General features: G+C 66.4%; 15 protein-coding genes. 2 read left to right on the top strand and 13 right to left on the bottom strand.

The window, feature by feature from the left end:
• Positions 1 to 36: 36 nt before the first annotated feature.
• From recN to ftsW, 13 genes are all read right to left on the bottom strand, one after another.
• Positions 37 to 1,686 (bottom strand): DNA repair protein RecN, encoded by a 1,650-nt coding sequence (recN, locus tag DAEP_RS0102450; RefSeq protein ID WP_027243559.1) that lies wholly within the window; start codon positions 1,684 to 1,686, stop codon positions 37 to 39.
• Between the two features lie 27 nt (positions 1,687 to 1,713).
• Entirely contained in the window at positions 1,714 to 2,562 is an 849-nt protein-coding gene (locus tag DAEP_RS0102445) for an outer membrane protein assembly factor BamD (protein ID WP_008553720.1), read from the bottom strand.
• A 239-nt stretch (positions 2,563 to 2,801) separates the two neighbouring features.
• Complete coding sequence (gene lpxC, locus DAEP_RS0102440; protein WP_008554947.1) at positions 2,802 to 3,737, bottom strand: UDP-3-O-acyl-N-acetylglucosamine deacetylase; 936 nt, start codon at positions 3,735 to 3,737, stop codon at positions 2,802 to 2,804.
• Between the two features lie 211 nt (positions 3,738 to 3,948).
• Positions 3,949 to 5,643, bottom strand: coding sequence for a cell division protein FtsZ (gene ftsZ, locus DAEP_RS0102435; protein ID WP_027243558.1), 1,695 nt, complete (start codon positions 5,641 to 5,643; stop codon positions 3,949 to 3,951).
• A 371-nt stretch (positions 5,644 to 6,014) separates the two neighbouring features.
• Positions 6,015 to 7,349: a cell division protein FtsA gene (gene ftsA / locus DAEP_RS0102430; protein WP_008553434.1), complete on the bottom strand. Its 1,335-nt coding sequence runs from the start codon at positions 7,347 to 7,349 to the stop codon at positions 6,015 to 6,017.
• Between the two features lies 1 nt (position 7,350).
• The gene (locus DAEP_RS0102425) at positions 7,351 to 8,244 is read right to left on the bottom strand and encodes a cell division protein FtsQ/DivIB (protein WP_027243557.1); all 894 of its coding nucleotides are present in this window, start codon (positions 8,242 to 8,244) and stop codon (positions 7,351 to 7,353) included.
• Positions 8,232 to 9,152 (bottom strand): D-alanine--D-alanine ligase, encoded by a 921-nt coding sequence (locus DAEP_RS0102420; RefSeq protein WP_027243556.1) that lies wholly within the window; start codon positions 9,150 to 9,152, stop codon positions 8,232 to 8,234. The genes DAEP_RS0102425 and DAEP_RS0102420 overlap by 13 nt, the downstream gene beginning before the upstream one ends.
• A 317-nt stretch (positions 9,153 to 9,469) precedes the next feature.
• Positions 9,470 to 10,411 carry a UDP-N-acetylmuramate dehydrogenase gene (gene murB, locus DAEP_RS0102415; RefSeq protein WP_036760405.1) on the bottom strand — a complete coding sequence of 314 codons (942 nt, stop codon included), beginning with the start codon at positions 10,409 to 10,411 and terminating at the stop codon, positions 9,470 to 9,472.
• Positions 10,363 to 10,674 (bottom strand): hypothetical protein, encoded by a 312-nt coding sequence (locus tag DAEP_RS0102410; RefSeq protein WP_027243554.1) that lies wholly within the window; start codon positions 10,672 to 10,674, stop codon positions 10,363 to 10,365. The genes murB and DAEP_RS0102410 overlap by 49 nt, the downstream gene beginning before the upstream one ends.
• Positions 10,675 to 10,810: 136 nt before the next feature.
• On the bottom strand, positions 10,811 to 11,059 hold the full coding sequence (locus DAEP_RS0102405) for a DUF2484 family protein (protein ID WP_008557826.1): 249 nt from the start codon (positions 11,057 to 11,059) through the stop codon (positions 10,811 to 10,813).
• 100 nt (positions 11,060 to 11,159) lie between these two features.
• On the bottom strand, positions 11,160 to 12,557 hold the full coding sequence (gene murC, locus DAEP_RS0102400) for a UDP-N-acetylmuramate--L-alanine ligase (protein ID WP_027243553.1): 1,398 nt from the start codon (positions 12,555 to 12,557) through the stop codon (positions 11,160 to 11,162).
• Between the two features lie 5 nt (positions 12,558 to 12,562).
• Positions 12,563 to 13,654: a UDP-N-acetylglucosamine--N-acetylmuramyl-(pentapeptide) pyrophosphoryl-undecaprenol N-acetylglucosamine transferase gene (locus DAEP_RS0102395; protein WP_027243552.1), complete on the bottom strand. Its 1,092-nt coding sequence runs from the start codon at positions 13,652 to 13,654 to the stop codon at positions 12,563 to 12,565.
• Positions 13,655 to 13,680: 26 nt separating this feature from the next.
• Entirely contained in the window at positions 13,681 to 14,847 is a 1,167-nt protein-coding gene (ftsW, locus tag DAEP_RS0102390) for a putative lipid II flippase FtsW (RefSeq protein WP_008555008.1), read from the bottom strand.
• Between the two features lie 236 nt (positions 14,848 to 15,083).
• On the opposite strand from ftsW, the gene DAEP_RS0102385 reads away from it, so the two are divergent.
• Positions 15,084 to 16,265: a BaiN/RdsA family NAD(P)/FAD-dependent oxidoreductase gene (locus tag DAEP_RS0102385; RefSeq protein WP_027243551.1), complete on the top strand. Its 1,182-nt coding sequence runs from the start codon at positions 15,084 to 15,086 to the stop codon at positions 16,263 to 16,265.
• Between the two features lie 66 nt (positions 16,266 to 16,331).
• Positions 16,332 to 16,625: a putative quinol monooxygenase gene (locus DAEP_RS0102380; RefSeq protein ID WP_027243550.1), complete on the top strand. Its 294-nt coding sequence runs from the start codon at positions 16,332 to 16,334 to the stop codon at positions 16,623 to 16,625.
• Positions 16,626 to 16,630 lie beyond the last annotated feature (5 nt).

Raw genomic sequence — 16,630 nt, 5'->3', positions numbered from 1 at the left:
TTAAAGAACCCTCACCCGGCCAGGTTTTGCGGCAGGTTATCCGGCCAGCAATGCGCGGGCCGCAGCGCGGGCCTCGTTGGTGATGGTATCACCGGACACCATCCGGGCAAGCTCATCCACACGCTCGGTGCCATCCAGCGGCACCACCTGTGACAATGTCATGCCATCCACCACCTGCTTGCGCACCTGCCAGTGATGGCCGCCAAGGGCTGCCACCTGCGGCGAGTGGGTGACCACCAGCACCTGGCCTGCGCTGGCCAGGCTGCGCAGGCGGCGCCCCACCGCATCCGCCGTGGCGCCGCCGACACCGCGGTCGATCTCGTCGAAGATCATCGTCTTGCTGGCATCATCGCCGCGCAGGCAGACCTTGAGCGCCAGCAGGAAGCGGCTGAGTTCCCCGCCGGAGGCGATCTTGTTCAGCGGCCCCGCGGGGGCGCCGGGGTTGGTGGCGACGGTAAAGGCCACCGCGTCGGTGCCATCCGGCCCCGGCTCTGCCGTGGTGATGCGGGTCTCGAACACCGCGCGCTCCATCTTGAGCGGCGCCAGCTCCGCCATCACCGCCTTGTCCAGCGATGCGGCGCCCTGGCGGCGCACGGCGCCCAGCTGCTTGGCGGCTTGCGCGTAAGCTGCCTCTGCCGCCTTCAGCGCGGCTTCCTGATCGGCCAGGTTCTGATCGCCCGCATCCAGCGCCGCCAGCTTGGCCCGCAGGGTCTCGGCATAGCCGCCCAGCTCATCCGCCTGCACGCCGTGCTTGCGCGCCAGCGCGCGGATCGCGAACAGCCGCTCCTCGCAGTCTTCCAGCTCGCCCGGGTTGAAGTCCAGGCTGTCCAGCACCCGCTCGACCCCGCTCTGGGCATCGCCCAGCTCGATCATCGCGCGGCTCAGCGCCGCCAGCGGCTCATCCAGGCCGGTATCGTCTTCCCGGCCGGAGACGCCCTCCAGCCAGCGCTGCGCCTCGCCCATGGCGGTCTCGGCGCCTTCGCTGAGAAGGGCATGGGCACGGGTAATATCGCCGCGGATGCGCTCAGCCGCCTGCATCTGGCGGCGGCGGGTGTCCAGTGTCTCATCCTCGCCCGGCTGCGGGTCCAGCTTGTCCAGCTCCGCAACCGCATGGCGCAGGAACTCTTCCTCGGCCCGCACGGCGTCCAGTGCGGCCCGGGTGGCCGCCACCGTCTTGCGCGCCTTGGCCGCCGCGCCCCAGGCCGCCCGCACCGAGGCCAGCAGCGGCTGGGTGCCCGCATACTGATCCAGCAGCGCCATATGGCCACGCGGGTTGAGCAGCCCGCGGTCGTCATGCTGGCCGTGCAGCTCCACCAGGGTTTCCGACAGCGCCCGCAGCACCTCACCCGAGCAGCGGCGGTCGTTGACCCAGGCGGTCTTGCGCCCGTCAGCAGTGTTCACCCGGCGCAGGATCAGGCTGTCGCCGCCCGGCAGACCGGCCTCTTTCAGGATCGCATGGGCCGGATGGTCCGCGCCCAACTCAAACTCCGCCAGCACCTCACCCTGCCGGGCGCCTTGGCGCACCAGCTCGGCGCGGCCGCGCCAGCCCAGCACAAAGCCCAGGCTGTCCAAAAGGATGGATTTGCCCGCCCCGGTCTCGCCGGTCAGCACATTCAGCCCGGGCTGAAAGTTCAGCTCCAGGTGGTCGATGATCAGGATATCGCGGATATCAAGCGCGCGCAGCATAGCCCCGCCCCATTGCCGCAGCGGCCGTTACAGCCACTGCCCTTTCACCGTCTGCCGGTAGATCTGGCTCAGCCAGTTGCCGCCGCGGTCCTTGGGCTTGAGCCCCTGCGCGGTCAGCAGCCGGTAGCTGTCCTCATACCATTCCGTGGACTGGAAGTTGTGCCCCAGGATCGCCGCGGCGGTCTGCGCCTCGGCAGTCAGGCCCAGCGACAGATAGGCCTCGACCAGCCGGTGCAGCGCCTCCGGCGTGTGGCTGGTGGTCTGGAACTCCTCCACCACCACCCGGAAGCGGTTGATTGCAGAGGTGTAGTGGCCGCGGCGCAGATAGTAGCGCCCGATCTCCATCTCCTTGCCTGCCAGGTGGTCGAAGGCCAGGTCGAATTTCAGGATCGCCGAGGTGGCGTACTGGCTGTCCGGATAGACCTCGATCACCGTGCGCAGCGCCTGCAGCGCCTGGAAGGTCAGGCCCTGGTCGCGGCCCACTTCGTCGATCTGGTCGTAATAGCTCAGCGCCAGCAGATACTGGGCATAGGCCGCATCCTCATCCGCCGGGTAAAAGTCGATGAACCGCTGCGCAGCGGCGCGGCTGTTCTCGTAATCGCGGGTGGAGTGATAGGCAAAGGCCTGCATGATCACCGCCTGTTTCGCCCATTCGGAATAGGGGTACAGGCGTTCGATCTCGGCGAAGTAATAAACCGCATCCTTGGGCCGCCGGTTGGCCAGCTCGAACTCGCCGCGTTCATAGATCTGATCGGGGGAATAGGCCTCGACCGAGTCGCCGCGCTTGACCGCGCCGCCATCGCCGCCGCAGCCCGCTAGCGCCGCCATCAGAACGACCGCGCCGAGGGTTCTGGCTCCTGCCCTGATGCCGCTCATAGTGCCTAACCTCACCGTCATTGACTTACGGGTGTCCGCCCCGGTTATGCCGTCTCTAGCACATTCGAATGGCGCGCAAAACGCCTTTCGCCACTTCCGCGCTCACTTGGCAGAGAAAGCGGCCTGCGGTCAAGGCTGTACGGGAAGGCACGCCCCCGGCGCCGCCCTTCCCGCCGCAGGAAAAGACCCGGGACAAGGGGGTCCCGGGCCAGTTGTCCGCTCGTTCCTGGTTTTCTGCCTTATGCCACGCGGCGCTGTTCCGACGGAATTTCCGACCAGATCAGCCCCTGCCCCGGAAGCCGCGCAGTCATCGCCGCATCGCAGGCGACGGCCCGAACCGCGCCGGGCTCCGCAAACAGGGCCCGCAGCAAGGTGTTGGTCAGCGCGTGCCCCGCGCGCTCGCCAACGTAGCGCCCCAAGATCGGCCCCCCGGCCAGTGCCAGATCGCCCAGGGCGTCCAGCATCTTGTGGCGTACCGGCTCATCCGAGTGGCGCAGGCCCGCGCCGCTCTCGACACGGTCCCCGTCAAACACAACCGCGTTCTCGCCCGGAACACCGCCCAGGGCCAGACCGTTGGCCTGCATGGTTTCAACATCCGCCTGGCGGCAGAAGGTGCGGCTGTCGCACAGCTCGCGCGCAAAGCTGCCGTTGCGCATGTCCAGAACCTTGCTCTGGCGGCCGATGCCGGCCTCGGCAAAGTCGATGTGGAATTCGATGGTCAGCCGGTCCGACGGCAGCAGGGTGGCGCGGGCGCCGTCCTTCTCGACCGTCACCGGCTTCAGCACCTCAAACGCGGTGGCCGGCACGCCCTGGCGCTGCACGCCATACTTCATGATGCCGCGCACAAACGGCGCCGAGGAGCCATCCACGATCGGCACTTCGGGGCCGTCGATCTCGATCAGCGCATTATGCACGCCGCAGCCGGCCAGGGCCGCCATGATATGCTCAACGGTGGAGACGCTGACGCCGGAGGTGTTGACCAGCCGGGTGCAGAGCGGGCTGCGCTCGACCAGGTCCCAGCGCGCCGGAACCACGGTGTTGCCCAATGCAATGTCGGTGCGTTTGAACACGATCCCATGCCCTGCCGGAGCCGGGTTCAGGGTCATGCGGGCGGGCTTGCCGGAATGCAGGCCGACCCCTTCAAATGCCACCGATGCCTTGAGCGTATTCTGCACGTTGTGCCTCTTTTCACCATGTCCGGCCTCCCGGGCCGTGTTGCGAAAGAGAGTTAAGGTTTTGGAAAAAATCCTACAACTCAATCTTTGTAACGGTTTGAAACATGGCTGTAACAGATAGGCAAAACGCCGCTCAGGTTCATATAAACCCTTGATAAAAAACAAAGAAAGCCGCCCCAAGGCGGCTTTCTTCAACGTGATATGTGATGCGTCAGTTTGCCTGGCGGCGCAGGAAAGCGGGGATTTCGATGCGTTCCTGGTCGGGATCGGGCTGCTGCGCCTGGACCTGCTGCGGCTGCGCCGAGGGGGCCGGTGCCTGCATGGCGGGCTGCTGGCGCACGGCCTGCGGCTGATGCTTGGCTGCGGGCGCTTCGGCGGTTCCGGTCATCCGGTGGATCAGCGAATTGAGGCCAAAACGGCGCTGCCCCTCGGGCTGCTGCTGATGCTGCTGCTGCGGTGCCGGCGCAACCGGCGCCACCTGGCGCGGCTGCTGGGCGTGCGGCTGCTGAACCCGCTGGGCAGCCGCCTGCAAGCGCTCCAGCGCCTGCGGCGACGGGGTGCCCGGAGCGGGTGCCTTGGGCGCGACAAAGACGCCGGGCTGCTGGCTGGCGGTATCCGCCTGCGGGCGGAATTCCGGCACCTGCGGCCGATAGGCCGGCGGCGGCAGGCCGTCGTCGCCCATCTGCTCCGGCTCTTCGAAAATGTCGTCGGACTGCTCTTGCGCAGCAGCCTGCTGCACGTTCAGCTCTTCAAACAGCGACGGCTCTTCCAGGGTGGCGGCCTCTGCGGCTTGCGGCGCAGGCGCAGGCTCCGCGGCCCTCGGCGCTGCAACCGGGGTTTCCAGTTCCAGCGGCGCGGCGCGGGTTTCCTCGACGGTGACGGTCTGGCGCAGCGGCGCCGACATCGGGCGGCGCGGCACCGGCATATCGGTGTTCACGTCGGTGGCGTCGATGCCGGTGGCCACGACGGAGACCCGCATCCGGCCTTCCATGCCGGTGTCCAGGGTGGAGCCGACGATGATGTTGGCATCTGGGTCCACTTCCTCGCGGATGCGGTTGGCCGCCTCGTCCAGTTCGAACAGGGTCAGGTCGTGGCTGCCGGTGATGTTGATCAGCACGCCCTTGGCGCCCTTGAGGCTGATCTCGTCCAGCAGCGGGTTGGCGATCGCCTTCTCGGCGGCCTGCACGGCGCGGTCTTCGCCCTCGCCCTCGCCGGTGCCCATCATCGCCTTGCCCATCTCGTCCATCACTGCGCGGACGTCGGCAAAGTCGAGGTTGATCAGGCCCGGGCGCACCATCAGATCGGTCACGCCCTTGACGCCCTGGTACAGCACATCATCCGCCATCGAGAACGCCTCGGTGAAGGTGGTCTTCTCGTTGGCGAGGCGGAACAGGTTCTGGTTCGGAATGATGATCAGCGTGTCGACCACCTTCTGCAGGCTCTCGACGCCGGCCTCGGCCTGGCGCATCCGCTTCAGGCCCTCGAACTGGAACGGCTTGGTCACGACGCCGACGGTCAGAACGCCCAGTTCCCGCGCGGCCTGCGCGATGATCGGCGCCGCGCCGGTGCCGGTGCCGCCGCCCATGCCCGCGGTGATGAAGCACATATGCGCGCCGGCCAGATGGTCGACGATCTGCTCGATGCTTTCTTCAGCCGCGGCCGAGCCCACCTGCGGGCGGGCGCCTGCGCCCAGACCCTCGGTCACTTTCACACCCAGCTGGATGCGGGCCTTGGCCGCGCTCTGCTGCAGTGCCTGCGCGTCGGTATTGGCGACGACGAATTCAACGCCGTCCAATTCCTTCTCGATCATGTTGTTGACAGCGTTGCCGCCGGCCCCGCCGACACCAAACACTGTGATCTTCGGCTTCAACTCTTCCTGCCCGGGCATCGAAAGATTCAACGTCATGCTCTTACCGCCTGTGTTACCCGCCCTCCCGCAAAGGGCTTGTTCCTGTCCTATTCACCATAATCTTACCGCGCAGGGGATGTTTCGTCATCCCAAAAAGCACTTTGTGCCACAAAATAAGGTCTCATTCTAAGACCAAATCGCGGTATTTCGCCGTCCCTAGCAGATATTGCGGTTCAAGCACAAGCCACACACAACAAAGCGGCAGCGCCCGCACGTCGCCGAGTGCGGGAGAAGGTCTGTCTGGTATCTGGCTGGCCACTGCCCGGCCTGCTGAATCGCCGCTTTTCGCGGACGTTAAGAACAACTTAACGGGTCCTTCCGGCGCTGTCACGCCCTCTTTGACCATGGTGGCGGAATTGAATTCAGGATCACCAGTTGTCGCGGAACCAGCGCACGGCGCGGCCCAGCGTGCCGGCCGGATGGCGGCTGGCGGGCATGTCGAAATCCCACCACTCGTCCTGCGGATGAGCCGCAAACAGGCACAGCCCCACGGCGGAGGCAAAGCCCGGCCCGGTTGCCGATTGCGGCAGGCCGTGCACCCGCAGGGGCCGGCCCAGGCGCACCTGCTGGCCCAGGATCCGGCTCGCCAGCCCGTCCAGCCCCATGATCTGGCTGGAGCCGCCAGTCAGCACGATCTGCTGGCTGGACAGGTATTCGAACCCGGCCGCATCCAGCCGTGCCCGCACCTCCTCCAGGATCTCCTCGACGCGGGGGCGCATGATGCCGATCAGCTCCGCCCGGCTGACGGTGCGGCGGTCATGCTCCCAGTCGCCGGTATCGCCGCCGATGTCGATCATGTCGCGGTCGTCGGCACCGGTGGCATGGACGCCGCCGCAAAAGGTCTTGATCCGCTCCGCATTGGACAGCGGCACCCCAAGACCCATCGAAATGTCGCTGGTGATGTGATCGCCGCCCAGACGCACCGCGTCGGCATAGATCATGTGCTTCTTCATGAAAATCGAGATCGAGGTGGAGCCGCCGCCCATGTCGATGCAGGCCGCGCCCAGTTCCTGCTCATCCTCGACCAGCGCCGAGAAGCCGGAGACATAGGCCGAGGACGCAATCCCCGCCAGTTCCAGGTCGCAGCGCTGAATGCAGCGCACCAGGTTCTGCACCGCGATGGCATCGACCGTCAGCATGTGCATGTCGACCGCCAGGGTCTGCCCCATCTGGCCGCGCGGATCGGCCAGGCCGGAGCGGTTGTCCAGCGCGAAGTTTACCGGCTGCGCGTGCAGCACCTCGCGGCCCGCGCCGTATTCCGGCACCTCGCAGGCGGCCAGCACCTGGGCGACCTCATGTTCCGAGACCACCTGGCCTTCAAGGTCCAGCGCCGCGTCCAGACCGTAAGAACGCGGATTGGCGCCGGAGAAGCAGGCGATCACGTGGTCGACCCGCACCTCTGCCATCTTCTGCGCCGCCTGCACAGCGGTGCGGATGGCGCGCTCGGTCTCCTGCATGGCGGTGATCTCGCCGAACTGCACCCCGCGCGACCGCGTGGTGGCCGCACCGATCACCCTAAAGCCGGACTGTCCGGCCAGCGCACCGATCGAGCCGTCCTCGCTGAGGCGGCCGGTCCCGTCGAACCGCAGCACCAGGCAGGCGATCTTGGAACTGCCCACATCCAGAATCGCAACCACGCCGCGCTGCATCGCCTGACGGCGCATCTGCCGCATCGCCCGCTGCGACTGATAGAGATCTGTCATGTTACTGCCCGCCCCCATTCAACTGCCGGATGCGCCACCAGTTTTCCACTGCGTTTTCGGACATGCGGACGGTCGGGCGCCCAGCCAGACGCATATCCACCGCTGCCACGTCGCGCTCCAGCAAATCCTGTACCTCACTCACCGCCAGCACCCGCTCCAAGGCGCGCACCGGATCGTCCGCCGGCAGCATAATGCGCTGGTTGCGGTCCAGCACCAGGTCCCAGCGCCGTTCGCCGATACGCACCAGGCCGCGCAGCCGCGGCCCCAGGGGCTTTGCCGCCGCAAAAAGCCGCAGCGCCTGCGCCGCGTGCTGCGCCGCCCCATTGCCCGCGATCAGCGGCAAATCGGGATGCAGGTTGCGGCGGCCCAGCTCAGCGACATGGGTGCCGGTTTCATCCAGCAGCGCCAGCCCCTCGCGGCTGCGCCAGATCAGCGCCGGCTGGCGCTCTTCGACATCCACCTGCAGGATGCCGCCCGGGCGGATCCTGACGCTTGCGGATTTCACCGGATCCAGCCCGGTGATCACATCGCGGATCTGCTCCAGGTCCAGATCGAAGGAGCTGACCGGGAAATCCAGCGGCACCACCTCGCGGATATCCTGGGCCACGCTGGTGCCCGCCCCGTCCACCGCCATCACCTTGACCATGAACTCGGGCCGCTCCTGAACGGCGGCGCGGGCCTGATTGACCAGCCCCTGCAGCGTGTCGCGGCGCCCCTCATCCGCCAGGTAGGCGCTGCCGGCCGCCAGGACCAGGCACAGCGGCACCCCGAACCGCAGCCCGAAGCGGATGCCCGGCGTCAGCATCCAGCGCTGCAGCCGGTACTTCAGCCGCGACGGCGCCGGGTCCGCCCGCCCCTCTGCGCTGCGGCGGAACCGCCCCCTCAGCGATTGCATGAGGCATCCTCCACCATCCAGGCGCAAAGCTGGCCGAAGCTCATGCCGCAGAAAGCCGCCTGCTCCGGCACCAGCGAGGTCGGCGTCATGCCGGGCTGGGTGTTGGTCTCCAAGAGCACCAGGCCGCTGGCGCCGCGGGTCTCATCCCAGCGAAAATCGGTGCGGCTGACACCGCGGCAGCCCAAAGCCTCATGCGCCTTCAGCGCGTATTCCAGGCACAGGTCGTGGATTTCCCGCGGCAGGTCCGCAGGCAGCACATGGCGCGAGCCGCCCGGTTTGTACTTGGCGTCATAGTCATACCAGCCGTCGGTCAGGATATCGGTCACCGTCAGCGCCCGGTCCCCGACCACGGTGGTGGTCAGCTCGCGCCCCGGCGCATAGGTCTCGACCATCACCTGCTGCGGCATTGCGTCCGACAGCTGCGGCGGCCCGTTGGCGGCCTCATGCACGATATAGATGCCAACGCTGGAACCTTCGTTGTTGGGCTTCACCACATAGGGCGGCGCCATCACGTGGCCGGCCGCGACGTCCTCCTTGGCAAACAGCCCGCTCTCCACCACCGGTAGCCCGGCAGAACGGTACACTTCCTTGGAACGCTGCTTGTCCATCGCCAGTGCCGAGGCCAGCACCCCGGAATGCGTATAGGGGATGCCCAGCCACTCCAGCAGGCCCTGAACGCAGCCGTCCTCGCCCCAGCGCCCGTGCAGCGCGTTGAACACCACATCCGGCTTTGCCTCTGCCAGGCGCGCGTGCAGGTCCCGGCCTGCATCCACCTCAACAACCTCGAACCCCTCACCGCGCAAAGCGGCCGCGCATTCACGGCCGCTGGACAGCGATACCTCGCGTTCGGCTGACGGTCCGCCCATCAGCACCGCGACTTTCGGGAGTGCCCTGCTCGACTTACTCACCACGAAGCGCCTCAATATGCGGGGCTTTTCTGCCCCTGGTTTTTGGAGCCCTGACCGGGCCCGCCTTATGCCTTGGTGCCGGGGTTCCCCCGGCGGGTTCTTGCGGGGCTCTCCACCCCAGTGTCTGGCGGGGCCTCAGCCCCTTCAACGGGCATGCCATTGCCGCCTCTTCGGCACCGTAACGCCCAAATCCTTACCGGGGTGTTAACACTGCCTTTACCACGTTTAACAATTGCCGCTGCCCGGGTCCCGCCGGGACCATATGGTGACCTCACGCTGCGGCAACAGAAGCCTTTGTCAGCATTCAGGTTTTCAAGCTATTCGGGAAGCGGATCACCAATCCGCATGATTTCCCACTCTAGCCTGATGCCGGAATCCTCGTAAACCTTTTTCCGCACGTCTTCGCCCAGGCCTTCCAGATCTGCGGCAGTCGCGCCACCGGTGTTGATCAGAAAATTGGAATGCTTCTCGCTCATCTGCGCAGCCCCGCGCCGGGCGCCGCGCATGCCGGCGTTGTCGATCACCTTCCAGGCCTTGAGGTCATGCACATCATCCGCCTGCCCGGTCGAGGAGAACCCCGCCGGGTTGCGGAAGGTGGACCCGGCCGAGCGGTCCTTGACCGGCTGCGTCTCATCCCGCTTCTGAAGCTGCGCCTCCATCCGCGCATGCAGCTCTGCAGGGTCGCCCTTGGGGCCGCGCAGCGTGGCGGAGACCAGCACCGCGCCTTCGGGAAAGTCGGTCTGCCGGTACTGGAAGCCCAGTTCATCAGCGGTGATCTCGCGAATCTCGCCCTGGCGGGTGACGATGGTGGCCGACACGAACACATCCGCGGTATAGCTGCCGTAGCAGCCCGCATTCATGCGCACCGCGCCGCCGATCGAGCCGGGGATGGTGCGCAGGAAGGTGAGGTCGATACCCGCATCGGCCGCTTTCTTCGCCACATGCGCGTCCAGCGCCGCCGCCCCCGCGGTCACCGTATCACCTTCAGTTTCAATGCTGTTGAAGCCGCGGCCCAGCCGGATCACCACCGCGCGCAAGCCCCCGTCGCGCACGATCAGGTTGGAGCCGACCCCCATCGGGAACACCTGCACGCCCGGGTCAAGCTGGCGCAGAAAGTCCGCCAGATCCTCAACATCCGCAGGCTGGAACAGGTGGTCGGCCGGTCCGCCCACCCGCAGCCAGGTCAGCTCCGCCAGCAGCTTCTGCCGGGTCAGCCGCCCGCGAGCCGCCGGAAGTATAATTTCAGAACGCGCCGCCATCGTCTTTTCTGCCCCAGTTTCCAGCCTATGAACGCGTACAGTCCGTAAACAAGATGGCCGTTGAAATAAAGGGACAACACGACCCGGCCGACATCGTGTTCATGATTCTGCTCAAACCGGCTGACTGCCAGCCAGATCAGAATGGCCGCCCAGACCAGCGCCAGCCCAATGGCCAGCCGGCGCCACCGGTGGCGGGCGAGAACATAAAATCCGATCAGCCATGCGGCACCGAACGCCAGCCAGATTGCAAACACAGCGGCCATCCACAGCCTCCACCGCCGGCAGACACATGCCGGCTTCAAAACAGCACCGAATATTCCAAGGGCAGTCGTAGTTCTCAGCCAGTAATACCGGCGGACTGGAAAAAATCGGTTAAGCGCACCGCCACGGGCGCGCCTGTCAGCGCCGCAGCGACCGCCTGATATAGCGGCCCAGGTATATGACCGGCCAGCGCAGCACCGACATCCCTGCCAGCAGCACCGCCAGCCCCCACCACGGGCCGTTCTCCCAGGTCACATAGCCCAGCAGCGGAACCCCCAGCGCAATCAGCACATAGGCCCGGGTCCAATGGCCGTCACGGCTGGGGATCATCGCCAGGATATTGGCGGCCAGCGCCCAGACAGCGGCCAGCGTCAAAGACAACGTCATCCCAGGCTCCTCACGCTCTCAGCTTTTTCTGGCCCGGAATATCCCGGGGGGAGCCGCCGCAGGCGGCGGGGGGCAGCGCCCCCTTCTGCAGCCGCACGCCTCAGCGGCCCAGCCGTTCAGGCAGGCCGTTGGCCCAGGTGCTGATGGTGCCCGCACCGAGGCAGACCACCATGTCGCCGGGGCGGGCCTGCTCGCGCACCAGGCGCTCCAGATCTTCCTCGTTCAGCAGGGCACGGGCGTGGCGGTGGCCGTGGCGGATCAGGCCCGCCACCAGATCGTCGCGGCTGGCGCCCTCGATCGGGTCTTCACCGGCAGAGAACACCTCAGCAATCGCCACCACGTCGGCCTCGTTGAAGCAGGCGCAGAAATCTTCGAACAGGTTCGACAGGCGCGAATAGCGGTGCGGCTGGTGCACGGCGATCACCCGGCCCTCGCAGGCCTGGCGCGCCGCCTTCAGCACTGCGGCGATCTCCACCGGGTGGTGGCCGTAATCGTCGATGATGGTGACACCGTTCACTTCGCCCACCTTGGTGAAGCGGCGGTTCACGCCGCCAAAGGCCGCCAGCGCCTCGCGGATCTCTGTGCTGTTCATGCCCAGATGCCGCGCCACCGCAACCGCCGACAGCGCGTTGGAGACATTGTGGTCTCCCGGCATCGGCAGGGTGCAGCCCTCGATCACCCGGTCCTCGGCCTGCAGCACCACGTCGAAATGCGCCACGCCTGCCTTGTAGGTCAGATTGACAGCGCGCACATCGGCCTGCGCGTTGAAGCCATAGGTCACCACCCGGCGGTCGGAGATCCGGCCCACCAGCGCCTGCACCTCGGCATGATCGGTGCAGCAGACCGCGACGCCATAGAACGGGATGTTGGAGACAAACTCCAGAAACCCGTCGCGCAAGCGGTCGAAGTCGCCCCAATGCTCCATATGCTCCGGGTCGATATTGGTCACCACGGCGATGGTTGCGGGCAGCCGGTTGAAGGAGCCGTCGCTCTCGTCCGCCTCGACCACCATCCATTCGCCCTGCCCCATCCGCGCGTTGGAGCCATAGGCGTGAATGATGCCGCCGTTGACGATGGTCGGGTCAAAGCCGCCGGCCACCATCAGTTCCGCCATCATCGTGGTGGTGGTGGTCTTGCCGTGGGTGCCCGCAATGGCGACGTTCGATTTCAGCCGCATCAGCTCCGCCAGCATGTCGGCGCGGCGGACCACCGGCAGGCCGCGCAGGCGGGCCTCGTCCAGCTCCGGGTTGCCCGGCTTGATCGCCGAGGAGATCACCACAACCGCGGCTTCCTCCAGGTTCTCCGCCTTCTGGCCGACAAAGATGCGCGCGCCCAGCTCCTGCAGCCGGCTGGTGATCTTGGAGGATTTCAGATCCGATCCCTGCACCATGTAACCAAGGTTCAGCAGCACCTCGGCAATGCCCGACATGCCGATGCCCCCGATACCCACGAAATGGATCGGGCCGACGTCACCGGGCAGTTTGGTTGCAGGGTTCATAACGTTTATCCTTCTTCGGCCAGTTGTTCCACCAAGGCCGCCAGGCGTTCGGTGGCATCGGGAACCCCGGCGTCTAGTGCGGCCGCCGCCATCTGCGTGGCGGCCCGCGGGTTACTCAGAATTGCGCCCATATGCTCCGCCAGCACCGGGATATCAAGGGCGCTTTCCGGGATCATCACGGCGGCATCGGCGTCAACCAGCCCGCGGGCGTTTGCGGTCTGGTGATCGCCTGCCGCGGCGGCAAAGGGGATCAGGATCGAGGGCCGCCCGATGATCGAGATATCCGCGACCGAGGACGCGCCAGAACGCGAGATCACCAGCTGCGCCTCCGACATGCGGGCGGGCACGTCGGTGAAAAAGGTCTGCACGTCGGCGTTGATGCCATGTTCGGCATAATACGCGTTGACCCGCGCCAGGTCTTCTTCCCGCGCCTGATGCGAGACGCGCAGGTGCCTGCGGATCTCCTCCGGCAGCGCCGCCACTGCAGCGGGAACCACATCGCTGAGGATGCGCGCGCCCTGGCTGCCCCCCATCACCAGGAGCGACATCGGATAGTCCCCCGGCGGGATATAGGCGGCACCGGCCCGCTCCCTCACCGCGGCCCGCACCGGGTTGCCCGCGTGCTCATGCGGCACCCCGTCGGGCAAAACGGTCGGCCAGGTGCCGCAGGCCACGCCCGCCACCCGCTTGGCAAAGATCTGGTTCACGCGGCCCAGCACGCCGTTCTGCTCATGGATCATCCGCGGCAGCTTCAGCAGCGTCGCCGCCCCCAGCGCCGGGATCGACGGGTAGCCGCCGAAACCGATCACCGCATCAGGCCGCTCCCGCCGCATCTGCGCGGCCATCGACAGCACGCCGGCCGCGATCTTCGGCCCCGCCAGCGCCTTGTCCAGCAGCCCGCCCTGGGCAAAGGTGGCAGAAGACACCTCGGAAATCTCCACCGCGCTCGGAAAGGCGGCGGTGTAGCGCGCGCCGCGCGCATCCGTCGACAGTTTCACCCGCCAGCCGCGCGCCAGCATCGCCTCGGCCAGCGCCTGTGCAGGAAACATATGGCCGCCGGTTCCGCCGGCAGCCATCAAAAGCAGTTTCTGTGCCATCCCAGGTGGTCTCTTTCCAAATCTCGTCAGCGGCCGCGGCCGTTCAGGTAATCGGCAATCCCGCCCTGCGGGCGCGTCCGGGTAAAGGCCAGCAGCATACCCACTGCGATCCCGGTGGCAATCAGCGAGGATCCGCCATAGCTGACAAACGGCAAGGTCATGCCTTTGGCGGGCAAGAGCCGCACCGCAACCCCCATGTTGATCATCGCCTGCACGCCGAAGATGCACACGAGGCCCGTGCCCGCGAGGCGGATGAACGTATCGCGCTCGCGCATCAGCCGGAACAGCGAGCGCACCACGATCAGCGCATAAAGGACGATCAGCACCGCCACCAGAACCAGCCCGTATTCCTCTGCCGCGACGGCGACGATGAAATCGGTGTGCGCATCGGGCAGCGACCACTTCACCTGCCCCTCGCCGACACCGACGCCGAACAGACCGCCCTCGCGGATCGCGTTGGTGGCATAGCCGAGCTGGGTGGTCGGATCGACATCCGGATTCAGGAAGCCGTCGATCCGGCGGGCAAAGTGTTCAGAGCTGTTATAGGCGAAGATGCCGCCCATCACGACCACCGCGGCCATGCACACCAGCAAAAGCATCGGCGCGCCCGCCACGAAGTACATCACGCCCCAGCCGAACAGGATCAGGCTCGCCTGGCCGAAGTCCGGCTGCAGAACCAGCATCATCACCACCATCATGCACAGCGCGAAGGACATCAGCGTGCCCGGCGGGCCGTTGATCTGCTGGCTGGCAGCAATCATCCAGGCGGCCACCACGATGAAGCCGGGCTTCAGGAACTCCGACGGCTGCAGCGAGGCAAAGCCCAGCGAATACCAGCGCACCGCGCCTTTGCCGAAATCGGTGCCGAAGATCGGCAGAAACGCCAGCGCGACAAAGGCCACGGCAAAGCCGACCACCGCCAGCCGCCGCACCAGCACCGGCGACATCACCGAGGTCACCAGCATCGCCGCCAGCGCCGTCAGGCCGAACACCGCCTGCCGCTGGACATAGTGGAAATTGCCGAAGCCGTTGCGCTCCGCGAGCGGCACCGAGGCAGCAAGCCCCAGCAGCATGCCAAGCACGAACAGCATCAGGATGCAGGACATCGTCCATTTATCCAGCGTCCGCCACCATTTCGGAAGGATAGGCTCGCCTGCCCGCACAGGAACCGCGCCATAGACCATCTCAGTCATGGGAATACCGCCACTAATTGCCTCGCTCCGCCCCATTTTTCGGGGTCTCACTTAAACTGTAACGATTCGTGAGCGTCGGCGCCAGAAAAAGAACGTCCCTCGGCGGAATCCCACCGCCCTGCCGCAGGCCCGCCTTGACAGGCAAGAAGCCGCCCGCCCGCCGCCGCCGATGCGCAAGCAGCCGCCGCCAGGACCTCCCCCTTGCGCCGGCGCCGGTTCCGTGGTCGATGCGCGCCATGCGGATAAACACCCTGATTCTCGGCGCCGGCGCAGCTGGCATGATGTGTGCGCGCCATTCCGGCGGCAGCACTCTGATCATCGACCACGCCAAGGCGCCGGGCGAAAAGATCCGCATCTCCGGCGGCGGCCGCTGCAATTTCACCAACATGTATGCGGAGGCGAAGAATTACCTGTCCGCCAATCCGCATTTCTGCAAGTCGGCGCTGGCCCGCTACACCCAGTGGAACTTCATCGAACTGGTCAGCCGCCACGGCATCGCCTGGCACGAGAAAACCCTGGGCCAGCTGTTCTGCGACGGCTCCGCCAAGCAGATCATCGCCATGCTGGTGCAGGAGATGGCGCAGGCGGGCGCGGAGCTTTGGCTGCAGACCTCGGTCGAAGCCGTGGCGCAGACCGCGGAGGGCTACACGGTTAAGCTGCTGCGCGAGGGCAAGGAACAGACCGTCACCTGCCGCAATCTGGTGCTGGCCACCGGCGGCAAATCGATTCCCAAGATGGGTGCCACAGGCCTCGCCTACGACCTCGCCCGCCAATTCGGGCTGGAGGTCACGGATACCCGCGCAGGCCTGGTGCCCTTCACCTTCCCGGACGGGCGCTTCCAGCCGCTGGCCGGCGTCTCCCTGCCTGCACGCCTCAGCAACCACCGCACGTCCTTTGACGAGGCGCTGCTGTTCACCCACCGCGGCCTCTCCGGCCCGTCGGTGCTGCAGCTCTCCTCCTACTGGCGCGAGGGGGAGGAGATCACGGCCAACCTGATCCCCGAGACGCCGCTTTACGACCTGCTGCGCAGCCAGCGCCAGGCCGGGGGCCGCCGCGATCTGACCACCGAGCTGTCCCGCCACCTGCCCGGTAAACTGGTGGAGTTCCTCGCGCCCCAGCTTGGCCTCAAGGGCCGCCTTGCGGACCAGTCCGATGCCGCGCTCGCCGCGCTGTGCGAGGCCTTGCAGAACTGGCGCCTGCTGCCCGCGGGCACCGAAGGGTACCGCACAGCCGAGGTCACTTTGGGCGGCATCAGCACCGACGGCCTCTCCTCCAAAACCATGGAGGCCAAAGCCGCCCCCGGCCTCTACGCCATTGGCGAGGCGGTGGACGTGACCGGCTGGCTCGGCGGCTATAACTTCCAATGGGCCTGGTCGTCCGGCCACGCCGCAGGCAGCGCCATCGCCGCCAAGGGTTGAGCGCCGCTTTACACCCAGCCGCCTGCCGGCTATTTAGTTACCGTGATAACTTAATTGGAGTTTCCGATGACCGCCCCTTTTCAATTGTTCGCCAAGATCACGCCTAAGCCGGAACACCAGGACGCCGTCCGGGACAGCCTGCTCAGCATTCTCGCCCAGACACGCGCCGAGCCTGGCTGCCTCAAATTCAACCTGCTCGAAGGCCGTGATGAAAGCTGTTTTTACTTGGACGAGGAGTGGGCCGGCGACGGCGCGCTGGCAGAGCACTACGCCGCCCCCTACATCGCCCCGATCTTCGCCAAATACGAAGACTGGCTGGCGGCACCGGTTGAGATCCACAAGATGACGCCGCTGGCCTGACAGCT

The organism is Leisingera daeponensis DSM 23529 (assembly GCF_000473145.1).
Taxonomy (GTDB): domain Bacteria; phylum Pseudomonadota; class Alphaproteobacteria; order Rhodobacterales; family Rhodobacteraceae; genus Leisingera; species Leisingera daeponensis.
This window is presented reverse-complemented; position numbering and strand designations above follow the sequence as displayed.

What these genes read in the sequence shown, in the direction of transcription:
- DAEP_RS0102405 (WP_008557826.1), bottom strand. Translation starts at nt 11,059, where the DNA reads ATGACGTTGTCTTTGACGCTGGCCGCTGTCTGGGCGCTGGCCGCCAAT.
- DAEP_RS0102385 (WP_027243551.1), top strand. Translation starts at nt 15,084, where the DNA reads ATGCGGATAAACACCCTGATTCTCGGCGCCGGCGCAGCTGGCATGATG.
- DAEP_RS0102380 (WP_027243550.1), top strand. Translation starts at nt 16,332, where the DNA reads ATGACCGCCCCTTTTCAATTGTTCGCCAAGATCACGCCTAAGCCGGAA.
- murB (WP_036760405.1), bottom strand. Translation starts at nt 10,411, where the DNA reads ATGGCGGCGCGTTCTGAAATTATACTTCCGGCGGCTCGCGGGCGGCTG.
- recN (WP_027243559.1), bottom strand. Translation starts at nt 1,686, where the DNA reads ATGCTGCGCGCGCTTGATATCCGCGATATCCTGATCATCGACCACCTG.
- ftsW (WP_008555008.1), bottom strand. Translation starts at nt 14,847, where the DNA reads ATGACTGAGATGGTCTATGGCGCGGTTCCTGTGCGGGCAGGCGAGCCT.
- DAEP_RS0102395 (WP_027243552.1), bottom strand. Translation starts at nt 13,654, where the DNA reads ATGGCACAGAAACTGCTTTTGATGGCTGCCGGCGGAACCGGCGGCCAT.
- murC (WP_027243553.1), bottom strand. Translation starts at nt 12,557, where the DNA reads ATGAACCCTGCAACCAAACTGCCCGGTGACGTCGGCCCGATCCATTTC.
- ftsZ (WP_027243558.1), bottom strand. Translation starts at nt 5,643, where the DNA reads ATGACGTTGAATCTTTCGATGCCCGGGCAGGAAGAGTTGAAGCCGAAG.
- DAEP_RS0102410 (WP_027243554.1), bottom strand. Translation starts at nt 10,674, where the DNA reads ATGGCCGCTGTGTTTGCAATCTGGCTGGCGTTCGGTGCCGCATGGCTG.
- ftsA (WP_008553434.1), bottom strand. Translation starts at nt 7,349, where the DNA reads ATGACAGATCTCTATCAGTCGCAGCGGGCGATGCGGCAGATGCGCCGT.
- DAEP_RS0102425 (WP_027243557.1), bottom strand. Translation starts at nt 8,244, where the DNA reads ATGCAATCGCTGAGGGGGCGGTTCCGCCGCAGCGCAGAGGGGCGGGCG.
- DAEP_RS0102445 (WP_008553720.1), bottom strand. Translation starts at nt 2,562, where the DNA reads ATGAGCGGCATCAGGGCAGGAGCCAGAACCCTCGGCGCGGTCGTTCTG.